The following is a 17,206-nucleotide window of genomic DNA, read 5'->3' as shown; positions in this document are numbered from 1 at the left end:
CTCCAAAATTTTTTATCCTATTGTTGTTATACCCGAAAACGCCTGTATTTTTGCTATCTTTTTTGCTATTTTATATTATATTTTGCAAATCATTTCTCAAATTTTATCCAAAGCTTGTGTATTCGTGGGTATAACAAGAGTGATAGAAATGGGGTGGCTCGTTGTCCAAAAATGCGATAGAGATTAGAGAACATTCATATAATGGTTTCAAAAGAGTTTATTTAAACATTGATACGCAAACATTTTTAGAACAATTAAATGAAGATAGAGAAAAGTTGTTTGAGACTATTCAAGATGAGTTTTTCTATGGGGATAATTTAGAAGAATTAGCAAATAAGTTTGATCAACACTTATTTGAAAATTTAATAATTTTAGTAAAAGCTTGTAGTCTTAAAGATGAAATATATGATAGGTCAACTTTGAAGTTGAGGATAAAAGACTTAATGGAATCGGATAAAATGATTTATTTAATAAAGCAAATTCCAAAGATGAAAAAACTATTTGAATAAGGAGAATTTAATGGAAAACAAAGAGAATTATAAAGAACAGCTAGAAGAAAACATTAGATATAATTCGATTAATAATAAAGAAAATATTGAGATGGGAACTATACAAAAGATAATAAAAGTAGAGCTTGTAACTAACACGTTTAATCAAAAGACAGGTCAAATTAATACAAAGCATAATATATACACCGACAATGCAGGGTATGAAAAAGCCAAAATCTTAATTTCCAAAATACTAAATGACATTAAGAAAAAAGGAATTAAAGCCAATACATACATTGATTCTTTAAGCATATTTGTAGAGATAAAAGAGCGATCTAATCAGCTAAAGATATCTTTGATAGAAAATTCTGGAACAATACCAGCTAATCAAGGTGTTTTAGAACTTTTTTTGAGCAATTACTATCTTATAGAAGATAAAAAGATAGACTATCAAGTTGTTAGAAGAGGAGAGATTGAATACTTAGTAGAAGTAATAAAAAATGCTGATGAATATATTGACGAGCTAGATCGTGAAGAAAAAAGAAAAATTGCTATGAAAAGAAACACAAAATTAATTACTATTGGGTTTATTTTGTTTCTATTAGGGTTTGCGATTTGGATTTTAAGTATTAGGTAGCATTTATGGAAGTTAGTAAAAGATTGGATAAGATTTTGAAATATACTTTTGTAATTGTTCTTATGATATTTTTATTTAAGATTTTTCTAATAGATATAACGATTGTTAGAGGATCAAGCATGTTTCCAACGATAACTAAAAATGAAATGTGCTTTTATAAAAAGATTCAGTTAGACCAAATTAAACATGATGATATCGCTATTATAAAAGACAATTATACAAATCAAGGCTATGGCTATTTAATCAAAAGAATAATAGCTTGCCCTGGAGACACCCTCGTTATAGAAGGCGGAAAGCTAAAGGTGAATGGAGTAGAAAAAAATGAATTTGGCGAAACTATGGTAGACAATGATATCAAAAACAAACTTAACTTGAAGATAGGTGAAAATGAGTATTTTGTTATGGGAGATAACAGAAGAAACTCAATGGATTCTAGATATTTTGGTTGTGTTAAAAAAGAGGATATCAAAGGATTGTTGATTAATAATTTTTTAGAAAGATAGAAAATGATATATTACAGATTATTAGCACTAACAGATTTATTATTTGTTGGATTTGTTTTGAGAGTTGTTTTTGGTGAATTAAAGGTTTTAGATGAGGCTAGTCCGACACTTTTCTTAATATTTTTTGTTCTGATATCAGTATTAATGCTTGTTATGATGTTTATTAACAAAAAAGAAAAAACCGTAACATACAAAGGGAAACAGATTACTATAACAAATGAAGACAAAATGTTCATTAAACTTATACGAAAAAGTGGTTATAAGGTTGATGAAAAGCTTGAAAAGTTGGTGACAAACCAAGGTGGAAAGCTTGCAAAATTGACTTCATTTATTATCACTATAGCCCTTTTCATAAGAATTACACAAATTTTAAATATAAAGATTAGTTTGGCACAAAATGTGAAACTTATTATATTACTTGTTGTTATGAGCGTGATGTTTTTTCTAGGGTTATCTACGCTTTTTGGCACAAAGGTCATTCAATACAACATAATACTTCCATATTATAGAAATCTAATGCTGCTCGAAACAATAGAAGAATTAGACAAAGATGATGGAATGGGTTATATAAATTTTCTAAAAAGATATCGAAACATAGGGTTTGACGAAAATTCTGTAAATAAATTAAGAGAAGAAATTAAAGAAGGCAAAGATAGAGTGTCGTTATTAATAGATATAGATCAAAATACTAATTTGTTAAGATAACTTGATAGAAAACCCCTTAAAATAGGGTTTTTCTCCATACAACTTAATAACAGACTTTATATAAGCGTTTTACCAAATAGCCATATAATTATATAGCTAACATTAAAACAACCTCGTATAATCAATTATACGAGGTTGTTTTTTTACTTGTTTTGTCTTTTGAATGTGGTTTGTAGTTGCAATGCAATAGCAACATAAAAAGCATGTCTATCTTTTTGATCAACGTTTTGGATTTGTTCAGAAAAGTCGATATCATGTTTTTGAAAATTATTAATCAATTGTTTGAAAAAAGTTTCATAATCTGCATCGTTTAACAAAGTCTTAGATAATTCTTCGATAATTTTTTCTTGTGATTGTTTATCTAATTTTGAAAACTCATTGTTAATTTCTTTGCTTAGTTCCGTAAATCTAATTGGCTTTTTTTCCATAACCTTCTCCTTAACATTATATAATATTTGCTATACAATTATATTATATCCGTTATTAGAGATATTGTCGATTAACGATGGGGAGATAAGCTCAAGAGTTATAGACTAGCATTATACATAAACATTTTTAAGAACGTCACAAACATTGCTTTGTCTTCTACAGAATTGATTTTTTCCGAAATATCTATATTATTAGCATTAAACACATCTTTTATGATTTCCAAAAAGTCGTTATCACCTTTTTCTGTTGGCCTACAAATACTTATTCTGTTAATAATATATTGTTGGCTGTCCTTATCTAATTTTTTAAATTTTTCAGTAATTTCTTCTGCAATATTTTTTAATTTATTATTGTTATCGATCATTTTTTGTTTCTCCTTTTCTACGGTTGTCTTTATGAATGATATTATTTCGTTTTTCATATCGCTATTATTTCTTTCACATATATCTTTGAATTCATCTTTAAGGTTATTTTCAATGGTAAAACTAATAGTAGATTTCCCGTTTGCCCTTTTGTTTTCTTTGTCTAAACTTTCTTTTAATTTATTTAATTCATTATTTAAATACATAAGATCCTCCTTATAGTTATATAATACACGCTAACGTGTCAACTTGTCAACAGGTATAATGAATTACTCACGATTATTTTCGAAAGATAGATAAGAAAAAAGGTAAATCATCGCAAGAGAGAATATGTATAAAAAAATAATCGCACGATTAACGCACGATTATTTTTGTGGTGGTTATATGACTACTTAACTTTTATACCTTTTAATAGTTTTTTAATCTTTTCACGTTCAACATATAGATAGCCTAGAAGACTCGCAAGAGATATACTAAACATAGAAATTAGTAGATTTTTATTTGATTTTTCGCCTGTTTGAGGGGAATTTCCCTTTTTAGAATTATCAGCATCTTTGTTTTTACCTTTGGCAACATCAGGGGTTGCTCCATCATGTGCTACAACTTCAACAGTAAAATCATTTATTGGTGTTTTTCCGCTTACATTTGTAGTATTGTTTTTCCAATATACTTCACCAGATATGTTTTTATATTTTCCGATTTTATTGGCATCGATATTATAGAACTTTCCACCAATAATAGAGTAGTTATCATTGCAACCGAATATAGAATCCCATTTTATTTTTTGACCTTGGTTTACAATAATTGGTTTATTTTTATACTCGTTTTTTACATATATACCAGGAGTTTCTTTTTCGTGTTTTTGTGATCCTTTTTTAGTATCTTCAATAGTAACTCTAGGTTTTGCTCTAGTATTTTCTTTGTTTGATGTTTTGTCATCTTCTTTTACATTGTCATTTTTAACTTCTTTAACTGTTAAGAAGATTTCAATAATGTTATTATCCTTTTCAAAGGAAACATTGATCTTATTTTTTTCTTTATCTAATGTTACGCCAGTAGGGGTAGTAGATTTAACGATAGTATATTTACCGTTTTCTAAAGTGATAGGCTCGTTACAATCAATAACTATATCAGAACCATCAGGAGATGATTTTGTCATGTGTCCGATCAACTTACCATCGCTGTCTTTTATAACTACATTTAATGTTGCTTCAAATCCTTTGTTTGTATCTTCTTGTTTGTCTGATATTTTTGGAAATTTAACTGATATTTTGTTTTCTTGATTTTTATATCCATCTGTAACAGATTTTAAAGAAATTTCATATTCTTTTTTAGGATCAAGATTAGTAAATTTAATATTACCATTTTCATCGCTTTTTTCTTCTTTTAATATGTTTTCATTATCTTTTTCTTTAATTGTGAATACAAAATCTTTTAAAAACTTATTATTATTTTTATTGTAGACTTTAAATTCAACGCTATTGTCAGAATTATATTTAGTTGTACTAAAATCATATTCTAATGTTTGTTCAGATTTTTTAGAATCTTTTTCTAATAATTCTTCCTTTGTTCTTTCAACTGTGATTTTGTCTAGTATGTCTTTTTCTTTATAATCTTTGTTAAAGAATCCTTTGTTGTTTTCTACAGCTGTTTTTTCCATGTTTTTAATTATTTCTGAATATTTAACGTTTGGTGCGATAGTCATTGGTTTTGCAATACCGTCTCGTATTAATTTAAAGTTAAATAACGTGTCTCCATTCCATACATACGCTAGAACTCTTCCGTACTTATCTGTTTTTTGGATATCGTATTCTAATTCAACATCACGATTTTCTAAGTATCTTTTCGTATATTCAGAGGCGATTTTTCCTTCAACGGTATTTTTTTCCTTATTTGGATTAACTGATTCAGGTGTATCAACGCCAATTAGCCTTACGGTTTGTTCTTTCCCGTCAATTATACACTTAAATGTATCGCCATCAACAACTCGTAATACTTTTACTTTGACTAGATTAACAGCTTTTAGTTTAATATCTTTGTCACTTTGTTCTTTAATTTCAGCTTTTTGTTCAAGCTTTATAGGGTTTTCGTTATCAGCTAATACGTTGATAGGAAATACGCTTCCTGCAATTAAACAGCAAGCTAATAACTTCAACATTCTTTCATTTCTCTTATTTTTCTTCATAAATTCAATTGATATGGGTAAATTAATCCCAAATCTCCTTTCCTTATTATTTCGTTATTGTTATACCCACGATTTTGCATGATTTAGAATTTTTTTGAGAAGAACGCTAAAAATATATCATTAGTGATAGTTTTTCTGTCATATGGTTTGCGGTATTTTTAGATTTCTAACAGATGTAGGTTTGTGTGGGTATAACAATGATGAAACAAGAAACTGCGTAAAACTAAAAGTTAATAATGCAAATACATATCGAAAGGAGAGTATATTATGGTTATATATAATCTGAATATTCTAGATACTTCTTAATCAATACAAACAGACATTAATCTCACAAAAAAATATACGGAAAGGAGAAATAATTTGAACAGAAGAATTACGAGAATTTTTTCGTTTCTTTTAGCGTTTATGATGCTTTTTCAGTTCTCGATGCCGGCGATTACATCTCTTGCATATCACGAGGAAGAAAAAGGTGTAATAAAAAATAGCACAAATGTTATACAAGGAAATGAAAAAATTTCTAAAGATTCAAACAAGGCACCGCCTAAGTTAGTCGAACCTGTGAAATTAGATGAAACAAAACTTAAGTCTAGTTTTTCTGGTGAAGACGAAGTAGTTCCGGAAGTTTCTGAAGAATTTGATTTTAAGCCTGTAGGTGCAGTTGAGGCTGATGGTTCTAAAATCGAATCACTTTCAGTTGATTGGGTTACAGAAGATGCTGTAAAAGATAACAACGATTCTCAATTAAATGTTAAATGGCACGATGATGGTTTACAAAAAGTTCAATTGAGAATTAACTATGCGTTATCTGGGGGATATGATTATCCAGCAGGATCTATTCAAATTTCTGTTCCTAAGAAAATTTTTAGAGACAGAGACGGTAATCTAACAGGAATTACGAAGCTTGCTGTATTAGAAGCACCTGATAAATCAGGAGATTTTGCTTATGTTGAAAGGGAAGATTCTTATGTTTTTATAAACACTAAGAAATTATCAGCAGCAACTCAAGGCTATATGGAAATGAGCTTTGAAGACCTAAGACCTCATACTATTAAGGACAAGGTTACAGGCTATAAGACTGATGATTTTAGTGCGAATATCAAAGTTCAAACTAAAAACAATCAAGAATTGTCTTTATCATCTAACAAAATAAATGCAGTAGTTGATACAAGAGCGTGGGTTAGTGAAGCTAGTAAAAGAGCTTATTATAGACCTCGTGAAATGTGGTCTAAAGATTATCCTAGTGAATTAAAACCTTCAAATGATAAAGATTATGTTTATATGACATATGACATTCATGCGAAAGCTAATGGTTCTCAACCATTTAGTTTAAAGGTTGTGGATAAGTCTTCAATGACAGCTAAAGGTAATCCGATAGTTTTAGGATATAAGAAAAGTGATGGAAAGATTGTTAAAGGCAATAATACCGATACTTTGACAGATCCTAATAATTTTAGTGGATTTACTACCGGTTATAACTTTTATGCGACAGTTTATGTAGCATATCCTAATAAGAATATGGACTATGGTGTTGATTATAAGTTATCTAATAATGTTGATTTTGTGATGACATCAGTTGATGATAAGGAACAAACAAAATCTTCGGCAAGCGATTACAAAGAATATCGTAAGATACAATTCTTAGCACCTGAAGGTCATTTCTGGGTAGATAAAAGAGGAGATCATCAATACAACTATGCTTTAAATAAGCTTCAAAAAGGCGAAGATGTAGAATTAGAGTATTGGGTTAGACCTCGTGCTTTTGGTTATAAGTGGACTATCGAACAAGGAAAAAATCGTGATGATATTAATAATTACAAGAAAGTTCCTTATAAAGTTATAACAACAGATGAAAACGTCAGATATGACGGATATAAAACATCTTTAGATAAAGATGATTTCGAATTCACTAAATTAACTTTCAAAAAGCCTGTTGTTTATGATTATCAAAAATATCAACAAGACGGTCGTGGATATTTTGAAAACGAAAGAAACGCTATTGAATATGGCGAGATATTACAAGGATATTATGGATATATTCAAGACAAGGATGATTCTAAAATCCCTGATTTGAATTTAAAAATATCTTATGATGGAAAAACTTTTGAAGATTATGCGACAGTTTCTTATAAAACCGGTAAATGTATAATAACTAAAAAAGATGGTAAGGGTTTAAATAGTGAAACAATAGATTTTCCTAAAAATGTAGTAGATTTTAGAGTAGAATATGAAACTTTAAATCCAGCAGTAATATTCGAAATGAAACCTTTTATAAAATTAAAATCTTCAGAAAACATTAAAAACCATATAAATAAGCAACTTGAATCTACTGATACCCCTACAAATTATGTATGGAATAGGGCTAGAATGGATGTTAAATTATATAAGCAAATGAGTTTTATTAACACTGAAGCTCATTATGATATGATTTCAGCGTTTGCTCATGGATCTATTTTAGATAAAAAGCTTGTTTATGACGGTAGTAAAGAAAATAACATTAGGGATAGATTTGTTGATTTGAAGTATTCTATCACTATGACTAACCAAACAAATATTCAATCTAAAAATGATTTGAATGAGGTTATAAAGTCTGGTTTATATCCTGAACAGAAAGAGGCTATTTGGTACGACTTGTTACCTAAAGGTGTTGTTCCGAATACAAGAAGTTTAAAAATTAATAATGGAACTATTCTTGATGTTAAATTAATCGAAAACTATAAGAATACTGATAGAACTTTAATGATAGTTAAAACTAAAGTTGAACCTAAGTACAATTATAGTTCTAAAGAAAACTTTACAGGTTATGAAGGTTATAACGCTAAACAAGTTTTAACTTATGATGCAAAATACACTTGGGAGTCTTTAGGTGATTATGGTAAAAAGGTAGATAATGTAGTTGCTTTTGAATCTTTAAGCGAAAATGTTGGTAACATTAAAGGTTATAAAGGTGAACCTGATAATCCATTAGCTGAAAATAACCATACAAGTAAATCAGGTGTATCTAATGTAGCCGATATTATGACTAATTTAAATAAAGATCATAATAATCCTGTTTTCTTGTATTCACATGATTATACTGATTTAATTGTTAATACAATTGCCAAAACATCACTCAGAAAAGATGTTGACGTTAACGAAGAAGGTGTTTTTGGTGATGGTCAAGTTGAAGAATTAGCTAAGAATGTTTTTGAAAACGGTCTTTATACTTATAGACTAAGAATCAAAAACACAGATACTACGAAAGCTAAAGATATAGTTTTCTATGATAATTTAGAAAAGTATGTTCCCGATAAATCTAGTGATGATTATAAAGATACTCAATGGAAAGGAACTTTTGTAGATTTAGATTTATCTTCGTTGAAAGCGAAAGGAATAAGGCCTGTAGTTTATTACTCAACACGAGACGATTTAGATTTACAAAACGAAAATGATAGGAAGCATAATAATTTAAAAGATAGTAGTATTTGGACTACTACAATGCCTAAAGATAAGTCTACTATTAAAGCTATTGCAATAGACGCTAGCAAAAAAGAAGACGGTAGTGATTATGTATTAGGTTTAAAAGAATCTATTTCAGCTTTTGTTAAGATGAAAGCACCGGAGATTAAAGAAGCTAACAAGAATGATTATTTTGATAAACAAAGAAAAGTTGGGGAAACTGAAGAAGGTTTATCAGGTGGTGCTCATGCGTACAATAGCGTAGTTTCAATAATGACACAAATCGATGCAAAAAAAGGTGTTGAAAGTAAGGATAAGTTAATTAACTACGGCTATACTAAAGTTGGTCTAAAACCATTCTCTATTAAAGTTAAAAAGAATTGGGATGATGATAATAATAGAGACGGTAAAAGAGTAGATGAAGTCACTTTAAGATTATATGCTAATGGTAAGAAAACAGACAATATAGTTAAGTTAAATAAAGACAATAAATGGTCTGGTGAATTTGCTGTAACTTATTTAGATGAAAATTCTAAACCTATTCAATATTCAATCAGTGAAGATGAGGTTGAAGGATATAATCTTAGAATCAATAAGATTGATGAAACAAAAGTTGGCATAAATTATGACGTAAGTAATGTTCACGTTCCTGAAAAGATTGATTTCAAAGGTACTAAAAAATGGTTTGACGATAATGATAAAGTAAGACCTAAAGAAATTAAGCTTAATTTGTATGCTAATGACAAGCTTGTTAAAACTCAAAACATTAGAGGTACTGGAAATAATTGGGAATACGAATTTAAAGATTTATTTAAGTATGAAAATGGTAAGCTAATTGATTACAAAGTTAAAGAAGAAGTAACTGACAAAGCTTATTATCAGGTAGTTAAAGATAATGTAATAGAAAATCATTATTATCCTTATGGTGATGTTGAGTTAGAAAAGAAAGTTCTTAATGGAACTAATGCAACAAAGGGTAAGGAATATGAGTTTACAGTTTACTTTAAAGGCAAAGATGGTAAAGCTGATGGTAGTTCCTACAAGTATGAAATCATCAATAACTCTATTCTTCCAAATGGTAAGGGTGAACTTAAAAATGGTTATACTTTTAAATTAAAAGAAAACCAAAAGATAGTTATTAAAGATGTTTCAATTTATTCTAAAGTTGAATTTAAAGAAAAGGAAAAAGCTGGCTTTAAATTAGTTAATGATTTAAGAGCTGAACCTAAAGCTAATGATAAAGTTAGTCTAGTGGCTCAAAATGACTATAAGACTACTGGAAAGATTAATATTAAGGCTAAAAAGGTTTTAGAAAATAAAGACTTAAACGCTTATGATTTTATATTCGATTTGTATAAAGACGGTAAAATTATAAAATCAGCATCTAATCTAAAAGATGGATTAGTTTACTTTTCATCACTATACTTTGATAACAAAGATGTAGGAAAAACTTACGAGTATGTAATTAAAGAAAGAGTGAATGATTCAAAAGGAATGACTTTTGATACTCACGAAGAAAAAGTAAAAGTAAGCATTAAAGATAACGGTGACGGTACTTTGACAATTACGCCAGATTATGGTGAAAATACTCCACAGTTTAAGAACATCTACAAAGCAACTGGAGATTTAAGCATAAAAGCTTATAAAAAAGTTAAGGGAAGCGTTGATAAAACTTATCCGACATTTAACTTTGTCTTAAAGAACAAAGCTACAGGTTTGAAAGTTGCTGAAGGTGTTAATAACGACAAAGGTGAAATTAATTTCTCAAAGATTAAGTTTGCTGAAAAAGATATCGGTAAAACATTTGAGTTTATTGCTGAAGAAATCAAAGGAAATGACAAAAACATAATCTATGACAATTCACAAATTCAATATACTGTAAAAGTTGTAGATAATGGTGATGGTAAATTATCGTTTGATGTAATAACTAAGGACTTAAAAACTGACGATATCAACAACAAGGAAAACGAACCTGTATTTGTTAACAAGTATTTGCCTGGAAAACTTAAAGTCGAAAAGAGAATCCAGAACGGAGATCCTAATAAAGAATTTAAGTTTAAAATTAAGTTTACTGGCGATGAAAAAGATATTCCAACAGGTAAATTTAACTTGACAAGAGATAAGTTAAAAGAACCACTACAAGCTGTATTTGAAGTGAGTGAAGGAAAAGCTCCAGACCCTATCACACTAAGTCTCGAAGAAGGTACTCACAGTTTCATACTTCCTAAAGCTGATAAATGGTATTATGATTGGCAAAACAATGGTAAAACTTATAAAGCCGATACTTTGTTTAGTTATACAGTAGATAGTAATGGTAATATTGCTTTTGATAATAAAGATTTAGTTGTTAAAGATAACAAGATAATCTTTAAAGCATTTACTGACAAAATCTTGGTTAAAATCGTAGACAATAATGGCTCAAAGGACATGCTGATGTATTCAGCAGAAGGTAATGTTGGTAAATCACATGATTTGAACAACATTTACTGGGCTGAAGATAGTACAAATATTTATGATAAAACATTTAAAGCTGGAACTTTAGTTAATATAGCTAACGGCGATATCTGTAATGTTGATAAGTTTACGTCTCAAGGTCATCTGATGTTTTCTGGATTGTTGATAAAAAATAATATAAGTTTCTTTAACAGTTCTCAAGCTAAAGAAATTAATTTACAAGGTTTCGACACATCTAAAGCAACTGACATGAATAGTATGTTCTATAATGCACATTCTACTACAATCAATTTAGGAGATAATTTTGATACATCAAATGTAACTAATATGCGTAGTATGTTCGCTAGTTCTCAAGCAACCACAATCAATCTTGGAGACAAGTTTGATACATCTAAAGTAACTAATATGGAGGATATGTTCCGAGGTTCACAAGCTACTACAATCAATTTCGGAGATAAGTTTGATACAAGCAATGTAACGAATATGAATGGTATGTTCCATAATTCACAAGTTACTACAATCAACCTCGGAGATAAGTTTGATACGAGCAATGTAACTGACATGCATTATATGTTTTATGATTCAAAAGCTATAACAATCAACCTCGGAAATAAGTTCGATATATCTAAAGTGACTAATATGGGCTATATGTTCTATAAGCTAAAAGCTACTAAAGTCTATATTGGTGATAATGTTTCTCAAAGTTCAATTGACAAGATGATAAACAAAGGTTGGTTAAACCGTTCAAGAATCATCAGAGGCACATATCAAGCTTTAAATAAAGTTAACACAATGTTTGCTAAAAATGATTTAGCAAATGATTTTGGAAAGATTTTGAAATCTTCGAGAACGGCTTTGGTAAGTTTGATTAAGCCTACGACAAGTTATGCAGCGGCACCTAGAATAGTTCATTCGGGTACTATGGGTACAACTACTTGGGAAATATTTGACAACAGAGAGCTTGTTTTAAGACCAACATCGGGTAGTGTTGGTGAGTTTACTGTTAATGATTATTCTGGAAATTATGCACCTTGGCATAATTATGAAGGAACTTTTGATAAGATTCGAGTGGAAGGTACTGTAAGACCTATTGGTAGCTTGTATAAGGTTTGGATTGGTTTCTTTGAAAAATCTCAAGCCAAAGAGATTAATTTACAAGGTTTCGATACAAGCAATGTAACAAACATGGAACATATGTTCTATAATTCTCAAGCAACCACAATCAACCTCGGCGATAAGTTTGATACAAGCAATGTAACAAACATGGACGGTATGTTCTATAATTCTCAAGCAACCACAATCAATTTCGGCGACAAGTTCGATACAAGCAATGTAACGAACATGGATAATATGTTCAGATATTCTCAAGCAACCACAATCAACCTCGGCGATAAGTTTGATACAAGCAATGTAACAAACATGAGTCATATGTTTACTGATTCAGAAGCAGAAATAATCAATCTCGGAGATATGTTTAATACGAAGAATGTAGAAAATATGCAAAATATGTTTTATCGCTCTCAAGCAATGACAATCAATCTCGGAGATAAGTTCGATACATCAAACGTAACTATTATGAGTGGGATGTTCTATGAAGCTAAAGCAACTAAAATTTATATACCTTCAAACTTTAAGTTTAAAGATGATACTAAATTGGCTGATATGGCTTACAATTCATTAAAATATTTATATTCGTGGAGTAGAGAAGACAAGACGTATATAAAGATATCATCTTGGGATTTTGCAGATAAATTTAATTCTAACCCTTCTGCGATGGCAGGATGGTGGGTTCGAGATAAAAAACCTACAAGTTATACAGTTAAATTCAATAGTAATGGTGCTAACGGCTTAGTTGAAGATATGAAAGTTAAATACGGAGATAGCTTTAAAATACCTGATGCAAGTAATTTATACTTGTTTAACAAAGAATTTGTAGAGTGGAACACAAGTCCTGATGGAACTGGTACAAGTTATAAAGCTGGCGGGTCTTATAGTAATTTAGCTAATATTGGTGAGACTGTTACACTTTATGCGATATTTAAGGATAAAGATAATTCAGTTGAAATCAAAAATGGTGAAGGTGAATTTACTTTAAGGGCTAATGAATCAGTAACTTTTGATAATCTACCTTCAGGATTAGAGTATGAAATCTATGAAGAAACTGATGAAGGATGGCAACTTGTTGAAGCTAAGAATGATAAAGGTGTTATTAAGCCTAACGAAGAAATTGTTTCAACGTTTACTAATAAGTATGATCCTAAATCAACTAATGCTTATATCAAAGGTAGAAAACTATTAGACGGACAAGGTGCTTCAGGATATAAGTTTAATCTTATTAAAGATAATCAAGTAGTTGATACTCAAACATCAACTGAAGGTGGTTTTATAAGCTTTAAGAAACTTGATTTCAACACTAAAGGCGAATTTAACTACACTATAAAAGAAGTCAAAGGTGGTGACAATAATATCATTTATGACGGACATGAAGAAAAAGTTAAAGTAGTTGTTAGTGAAGATAAAAAAGGCAACTTAAAAGCAGATATAACTTATGATAGTGATGGAGTAATTTTCAACAATAAGACTAAACCTTCTAAGCTAGTTTTAAAGAAACTTGTCGAAGGAACTGATAACAAGACTAAAAACTTTAAATTCAGCGTAAATATTGATGGAAATGTTCAAGAAATTACTTTGAAGAACAATGAAGTTAAAGAATTTACTAATTTGAAAGCTGATAGTCGTTATGAAATCAAGGAATTAAATATCCCTGATGGATACAAGTTGAAATCTATTGATAAAGCTAGTGGTATTGTTGGTGTAAACGAAGTAGTAAATGTAATTGCAACTAATGAGTACAACGCTAAAGGTAGTTTTAATATCAAGGCTACGAAGTTACTTGAAAATAAAGACTTAAAGCAAGGTCAATTTAAGTTTGTCCTATTAGACGAAAACAACAAGACAGTTGCTGAATCTAACAATGATTCTAACGGCAATATTGATTTTGGTTTAGTAGATATTGAAAAGGCTGGTAATTTCACATATAAGATTAAAGAAATTAACGATAGCCAAAAAGATATAGTTTATGATACTCACGAAGAAATCGTGAAAGTAAATGCAGTAGACGAAAACAATGGTAATTTGAAAGTTAATGTAGCTTATGATGCTGACGGTGCAGTATTTAAGAATAATTACAAGCCTGAAATCCCTAAAGAAGAAAATTTTGGAAACTTAAAGATTAGTAAGAATGTTCTTAACCTAACTGACAGTATTAAAAACAAAGAATATAGTTTTAAGATTTCATTAACTAAAGATAATAAACCATTAGCTGGTGAATATAATGCACAATCTAGTAATGGTTTAACACAAGTTGTTAAAAATGGTGCAACTTTGACCATTAAAAACAATGAAATTTTAACTATTGAAAAATTACCTGAAAATGTTGATGTAAAAATTGAAGAAATATTACCTAAAGGTTTTGAATTAAACAGTAATTCAGTAGTTCAAACTAAGATCATCAAAGATAAGACATCTGAATTAAAATTAGTTAATGAATACAAGCCAATTGGTAGTTTTAACTTCAAAGGTACTAAGAAGTTATTAGGCAAAGACATTTCTAAGTATAAATTCACATTTACAGTAGTTAAAGACGGTGAATTAATACAGAAAGCCTATAATAACGAAGATGGTGAAATCTTGTTTAAAGATATTACTCTAGGTTTTGAAGATATTGGAAAGACTTATGAGTATGAAATCTTTGAATCTAATGATAGGCAAAAAGATATTAAATATGATGACAAGATTTACAAAGTAAAAGTAGAAATCAAAGATGATGGAGAAGGTAATATCACAGGTGTTGTAAATACTGATGACATAATATTTACTAATGCTCATCAACAACTTGTAGTAACCGGTCTTAACTCATCAATGATAGTAATGGTAAGTTTACTAGGCTTAATAGCAATAGCCTATGTAATAAAGAAAAGAAAATCGGTGGAGGAATAATTTCCTCCTAACCGATTAAATTAAAGGAGTAAAATTTTATGAACAAAAACACAATTAAAAAAGCAGTAATGACAACTTTAGCATTATCTTTAATGCTACAACCAATTATTTCAGAAGTTAAAGCAAATGCAGCAGCAGTTACACAACCTGCTGTTACAGCTACACAAAATGAAAAGTACAATGTAACTTTGCATAAACTTATCAGTGAAAAAGATATTGAACTTAAAAACACTGGTAAAGAACTAAAAGATTTGCAAGGAGCAGTGCCATACAACAAAGCTAAGTACGGTGAAATTTCATTTAATGTATATAAACTAACAAAGCCTGCGAGTGGATATAAAGAAGAATCCCCACAAGCAGTAGCTGATATAGTTGAAAAGTTAGGCACTACAAAACCATCTAAACACTCAAAAAAACGAAACGTAAAAGAGGAATATGGTGTTCAAGAGGTTTCATCACAAGTAGTAGATGAAAATGGTAATGTTAAGTTCGAACTTGAAAAAGGCGATTATGTAATAATTGAAAAAAGTAATAGTAACACTAAACAAAAAGCGAAACCAATGTTTATTTCCTTGCCTATGACAAATACTGAAGGTAAGGGTTTTGAAAAAGATATTCACTTATATCCTAAAAATAAAGTGCAAGCTATCTCATTTACTTTGAAAAAAGTTCAAAGTGAAAAAGGAAAAACAGATAATCCACTTACGAATAGTCCACTAGAAGGAGCTACTTTTAATCTTTACAAAGGTGAAAGAGGTAAAGGTATAAAAGTTGGTGGAGATTTAAAAACTAATAGCGAAGGTAAAATAACCGTAAATGACTTAGAAGTCGGAGAATACTATTTTGTTGAAACAGCTTCTGCAAATAATAAATTGATATCTAAGTATTGTTTGAATGATGATAACAACGGTTTAGGTTTCGGAGTTACTAAAGAAGGTGATGTTAGGATATTGAGAAAAGATATTAACGATACTAGAAGTATTGCTCTTATTCAACTTACTGATGGTGGACAAAAATATAATAATATTCCTTTAGTTAACTATGAAAAACCAGAATTAAAGAAACAAATAGTAGGTGCTGTTGCAGGAAAAACATTAAGTTATGATGCAGGAGAAGTCATTCCTTTTGAATTGACAACATATATTCCAAATGACATCAAAGATTATGATCATTTCAAATTATCAGACACTCCTAATAAATCTTTAAAAGTTGATACAAAATCAATTAAAGTTAAATTAGCTAAAAAAGAAGGCGAATATGTAGACCTTGACGAAGAAGAATTAACGGTCGGCAAGGATTATACATTAACGACAGAAGGTTTAACTAATGGTAAGGCTTTTGAAATAGCTTTGAAATTGTCTCCAGAGTTAGCTGGAAAATTTGCTGGTAGGGATGTTGTAGTTCAATATAACGCTTCAATTGATGAAAGTGTTGACTTAAACGCTACATTGTCAAATAACGCAGGTATTGATTACGATAACGGAACTCATCCTAAAGAAAATCCGGGTGAAGGTGGAGACGGCGACAAGGATAATCACGTTGATGTCGATTCTTATGGTAAGAGATTTGTTAAGAAAGATGCTGGTCTTTGGGGAACTACATTATTAGGTGAAGGTGGATTGAAAGATGCACACTTCAGACTTGAAAAAGAAAACAAAGGCAACTGGGAAATTGTTGAAAGATTTAAAGATGTAGTAAGTAAAGAAGACGGTTCTTTTGAAATCAAAGGATTAAAGGAAGGTAAGTATAGATTAGTTGAAACTAAAGCACCTGAAGGATTTAGATTACCTGATGGAGACGATGCTATTACTGAGTTCACATTAGATGCTAACTCAAAAGATGCTAATAACGCAGCTGTTAATATTAAAAACAGCAAAGATACTCCACTTCCAGTAACAGGTTTGGATGCTATGGGTTATACAGTAGTTGCTACAGTTGGTCTATTAGGCGTTGCAGTCGTTACTAAAAAGAAAAAAGAAGTTAATGCTTAAATTAAATAAGGGGATATT

General features: G+C 29.8%; 9 protein-coding genes. 6 read left to right on the top strand and 3 right to left on the bottom strand.

The features are described from left to right. Positions 1-161 precede the first annotated feature (161 nt). The 4 genes from FMG_RS09205 to FMG_RS09190 are packed head-to-tail and all read left to right on the top strand — an operon-like array spanning position 162 to position 2,333. Positions 162-509, top strand: a complete 348-nt coding sequence (locus tag FMG_RS09205; RefSeq protein WP_012289946.1) for a hypothetical protein — start codon at positions 162-164, stop codon at positions 507-509. 10 nt (positions 510-519) lie between these two features. Beyond that, positions 520-1,125: a hypothetical protein gene (locus tag FMG_RS09200; RefSeq protein WP_012289945.1), complete on the top strand. Its 606-nt coding sequence runs from the start codon at positions 520-522 to the stop codon at positions 1,123-1,125. A gap of 5 nt (positions 1,126-1,130) precedes the next feature. Beyond that, positions 1,131-1,628: a signal peptidase I gene (gene lepB, locus FMG_RS09195; RefSeq protein ID WP_012289944.1), complete on the top strand. Its 498-nt coding sequence runs from the start codon at positions 1,131-1,133 to the stop codon at positions 1,626-1,628. 3 nt (positions 1,629-1,631) lie between these two features. Then, positions 1,632-2,333, top strand: coding sequence for a hypothetical protein (locus FMG_RS09190; protein ID WP_012289943.1), 702 nt, complete (start codon positions 1,632-1,634; stop codon positions 2,331-2,333). A gap of 143 nt (positions 2,334-2,476) precedes the next feature. Here the strand turns inward: FMG_RS09190 and FMG_RS09185 are convergent, their stop codons facing one another. The 3 genes from FMG_RS09185 to FMG_RS09510 form a co-directional block, all read right to left on the bottom strand. Beyond that, the gene (locus FMG_RS09185; protein ID WP_012289942.1) at positions 2,477-2,761 is read right to left on the bottom strand and encodes a hypothetical protein; all 285 of its coding nucleotides are present in this window, start codon (positions 2,759-2,761) and stop codon (positions 2,477-2,479) included. Positions 2,762-2,859: 98 nt separating this feature from the next. Then, a complete protein-coding gene (locus FMG_RS09180; RefSeq protein ID WP_012289941.1) occupies positions 2,860-3,330 on the bottom strand; it encodes a hypothetical protein in 471 nt (156 codons plus the stop codon). Between the two features lie 182 nt (positions 3,331-3,512). After that, positions 3,513-5,309 (bottom strand): thermonuclease family protein, encoded by a 1,797-nt coding sequence (locus tag FMG_RS09510; RefSeq protein WP_050716648.1) that lies wholly within the window; start codon positions 5,307-5,309, stop codon positions 3,513-3,515. A 360-nt stretch (positions 5,310-5,669) separates the two neighbouring features. Here FMG_RS09510 and FMG_RS09170 point away from each other — a divergent pair, with 360 nt between their 5' ends. Together FMG_RS09170 and FMG_RS09165 are read left to right on the top strand one after the other, a co-directional pair. Further along, entirely contained in the window at positions 5,670-15,197 is a 9,528-nt protein-coding gene (locus FMG_RS09170; RefSeq protein ID WP_012289938.1) for a Spy0128 family protein, read from the top strand. 38 nt (positions 15,198-15,235) lie between these two features. Beyond that, complete coding sequence (locus FMG_RS09165) at positions 15,236-17,188, top strand: SpaA isopeptide-forming pilin-related protein (protein ID WP_012289937.1); 1,953 nt, start codon at positions 15,236-15,238, stop codon at positions 17,186-17,188. The last annotated feature ends 18 nt before the right edge of the window (positions 17,189-17,206 follow it).

The organism is Finegoldia magna ATCC 29328 (assembly GCF_000010185.1).
Classification (GTDB): domain Bacteria; phylum Bacillota; class Clostridia; order Tissierellales; family Peptoniphilaceae; genus Finegoldia; species Finegoldia magna_H.
This window is presented reverse-complemented; position numbering and strand designations above follow the sequence as displayed.

Bases quoted from the DNA above. Each gene is read 5' to 3' on its own strand.
- FMG_RS09510 (WP_050716648.1), bottom strand. From the start codon at position 5,309: ATGAAGAAAAATAAGAGAAATGAAAGAATGTTGAAGTTATTAGCTTGC.
- FMG_RS09165 (WP_012289937.1), top strand. From the start codon at position 15,236: ATGAACAAAAACACAATTAAAAAAGCAGTAATGACAACTTTAGCATTA.
- FMG_RS09190 (WP_012289943.1), top strand. From the start codon at position 1,632: ATGATATATTACAGATTATTAGCACTAACAGATTTATTATTTGTTGGA.
- FMG_RS09180 (WP_012289941.1), bottom strand. From the start codon at position 3,330: ATGTATTTAAATAATGAATTAAATAAATTAAAAGAAAGTTTAGACAAA.
- FMG_RS09185 (WP_012289942.1), bottom strand. From the start codon at position 2,761: ATGGAAAAAAAGCCAATTAGATTTACGGAACTAAGCAAAGAAATTAAC.
- FMG_RS09200 (WP_012289945.1), top strand. From the start codon at position 520: ATGGAAAACAAAGAGAATTATAAAGAACAGCTAGAAGAAAACATTAGA.
- lepB (WP_012289944.1), top strand. From the start codon at position 1,131: ATGGAAGTTAGTAAAAGATTGGATAAGATTTTGAAATATACTTTTGTA.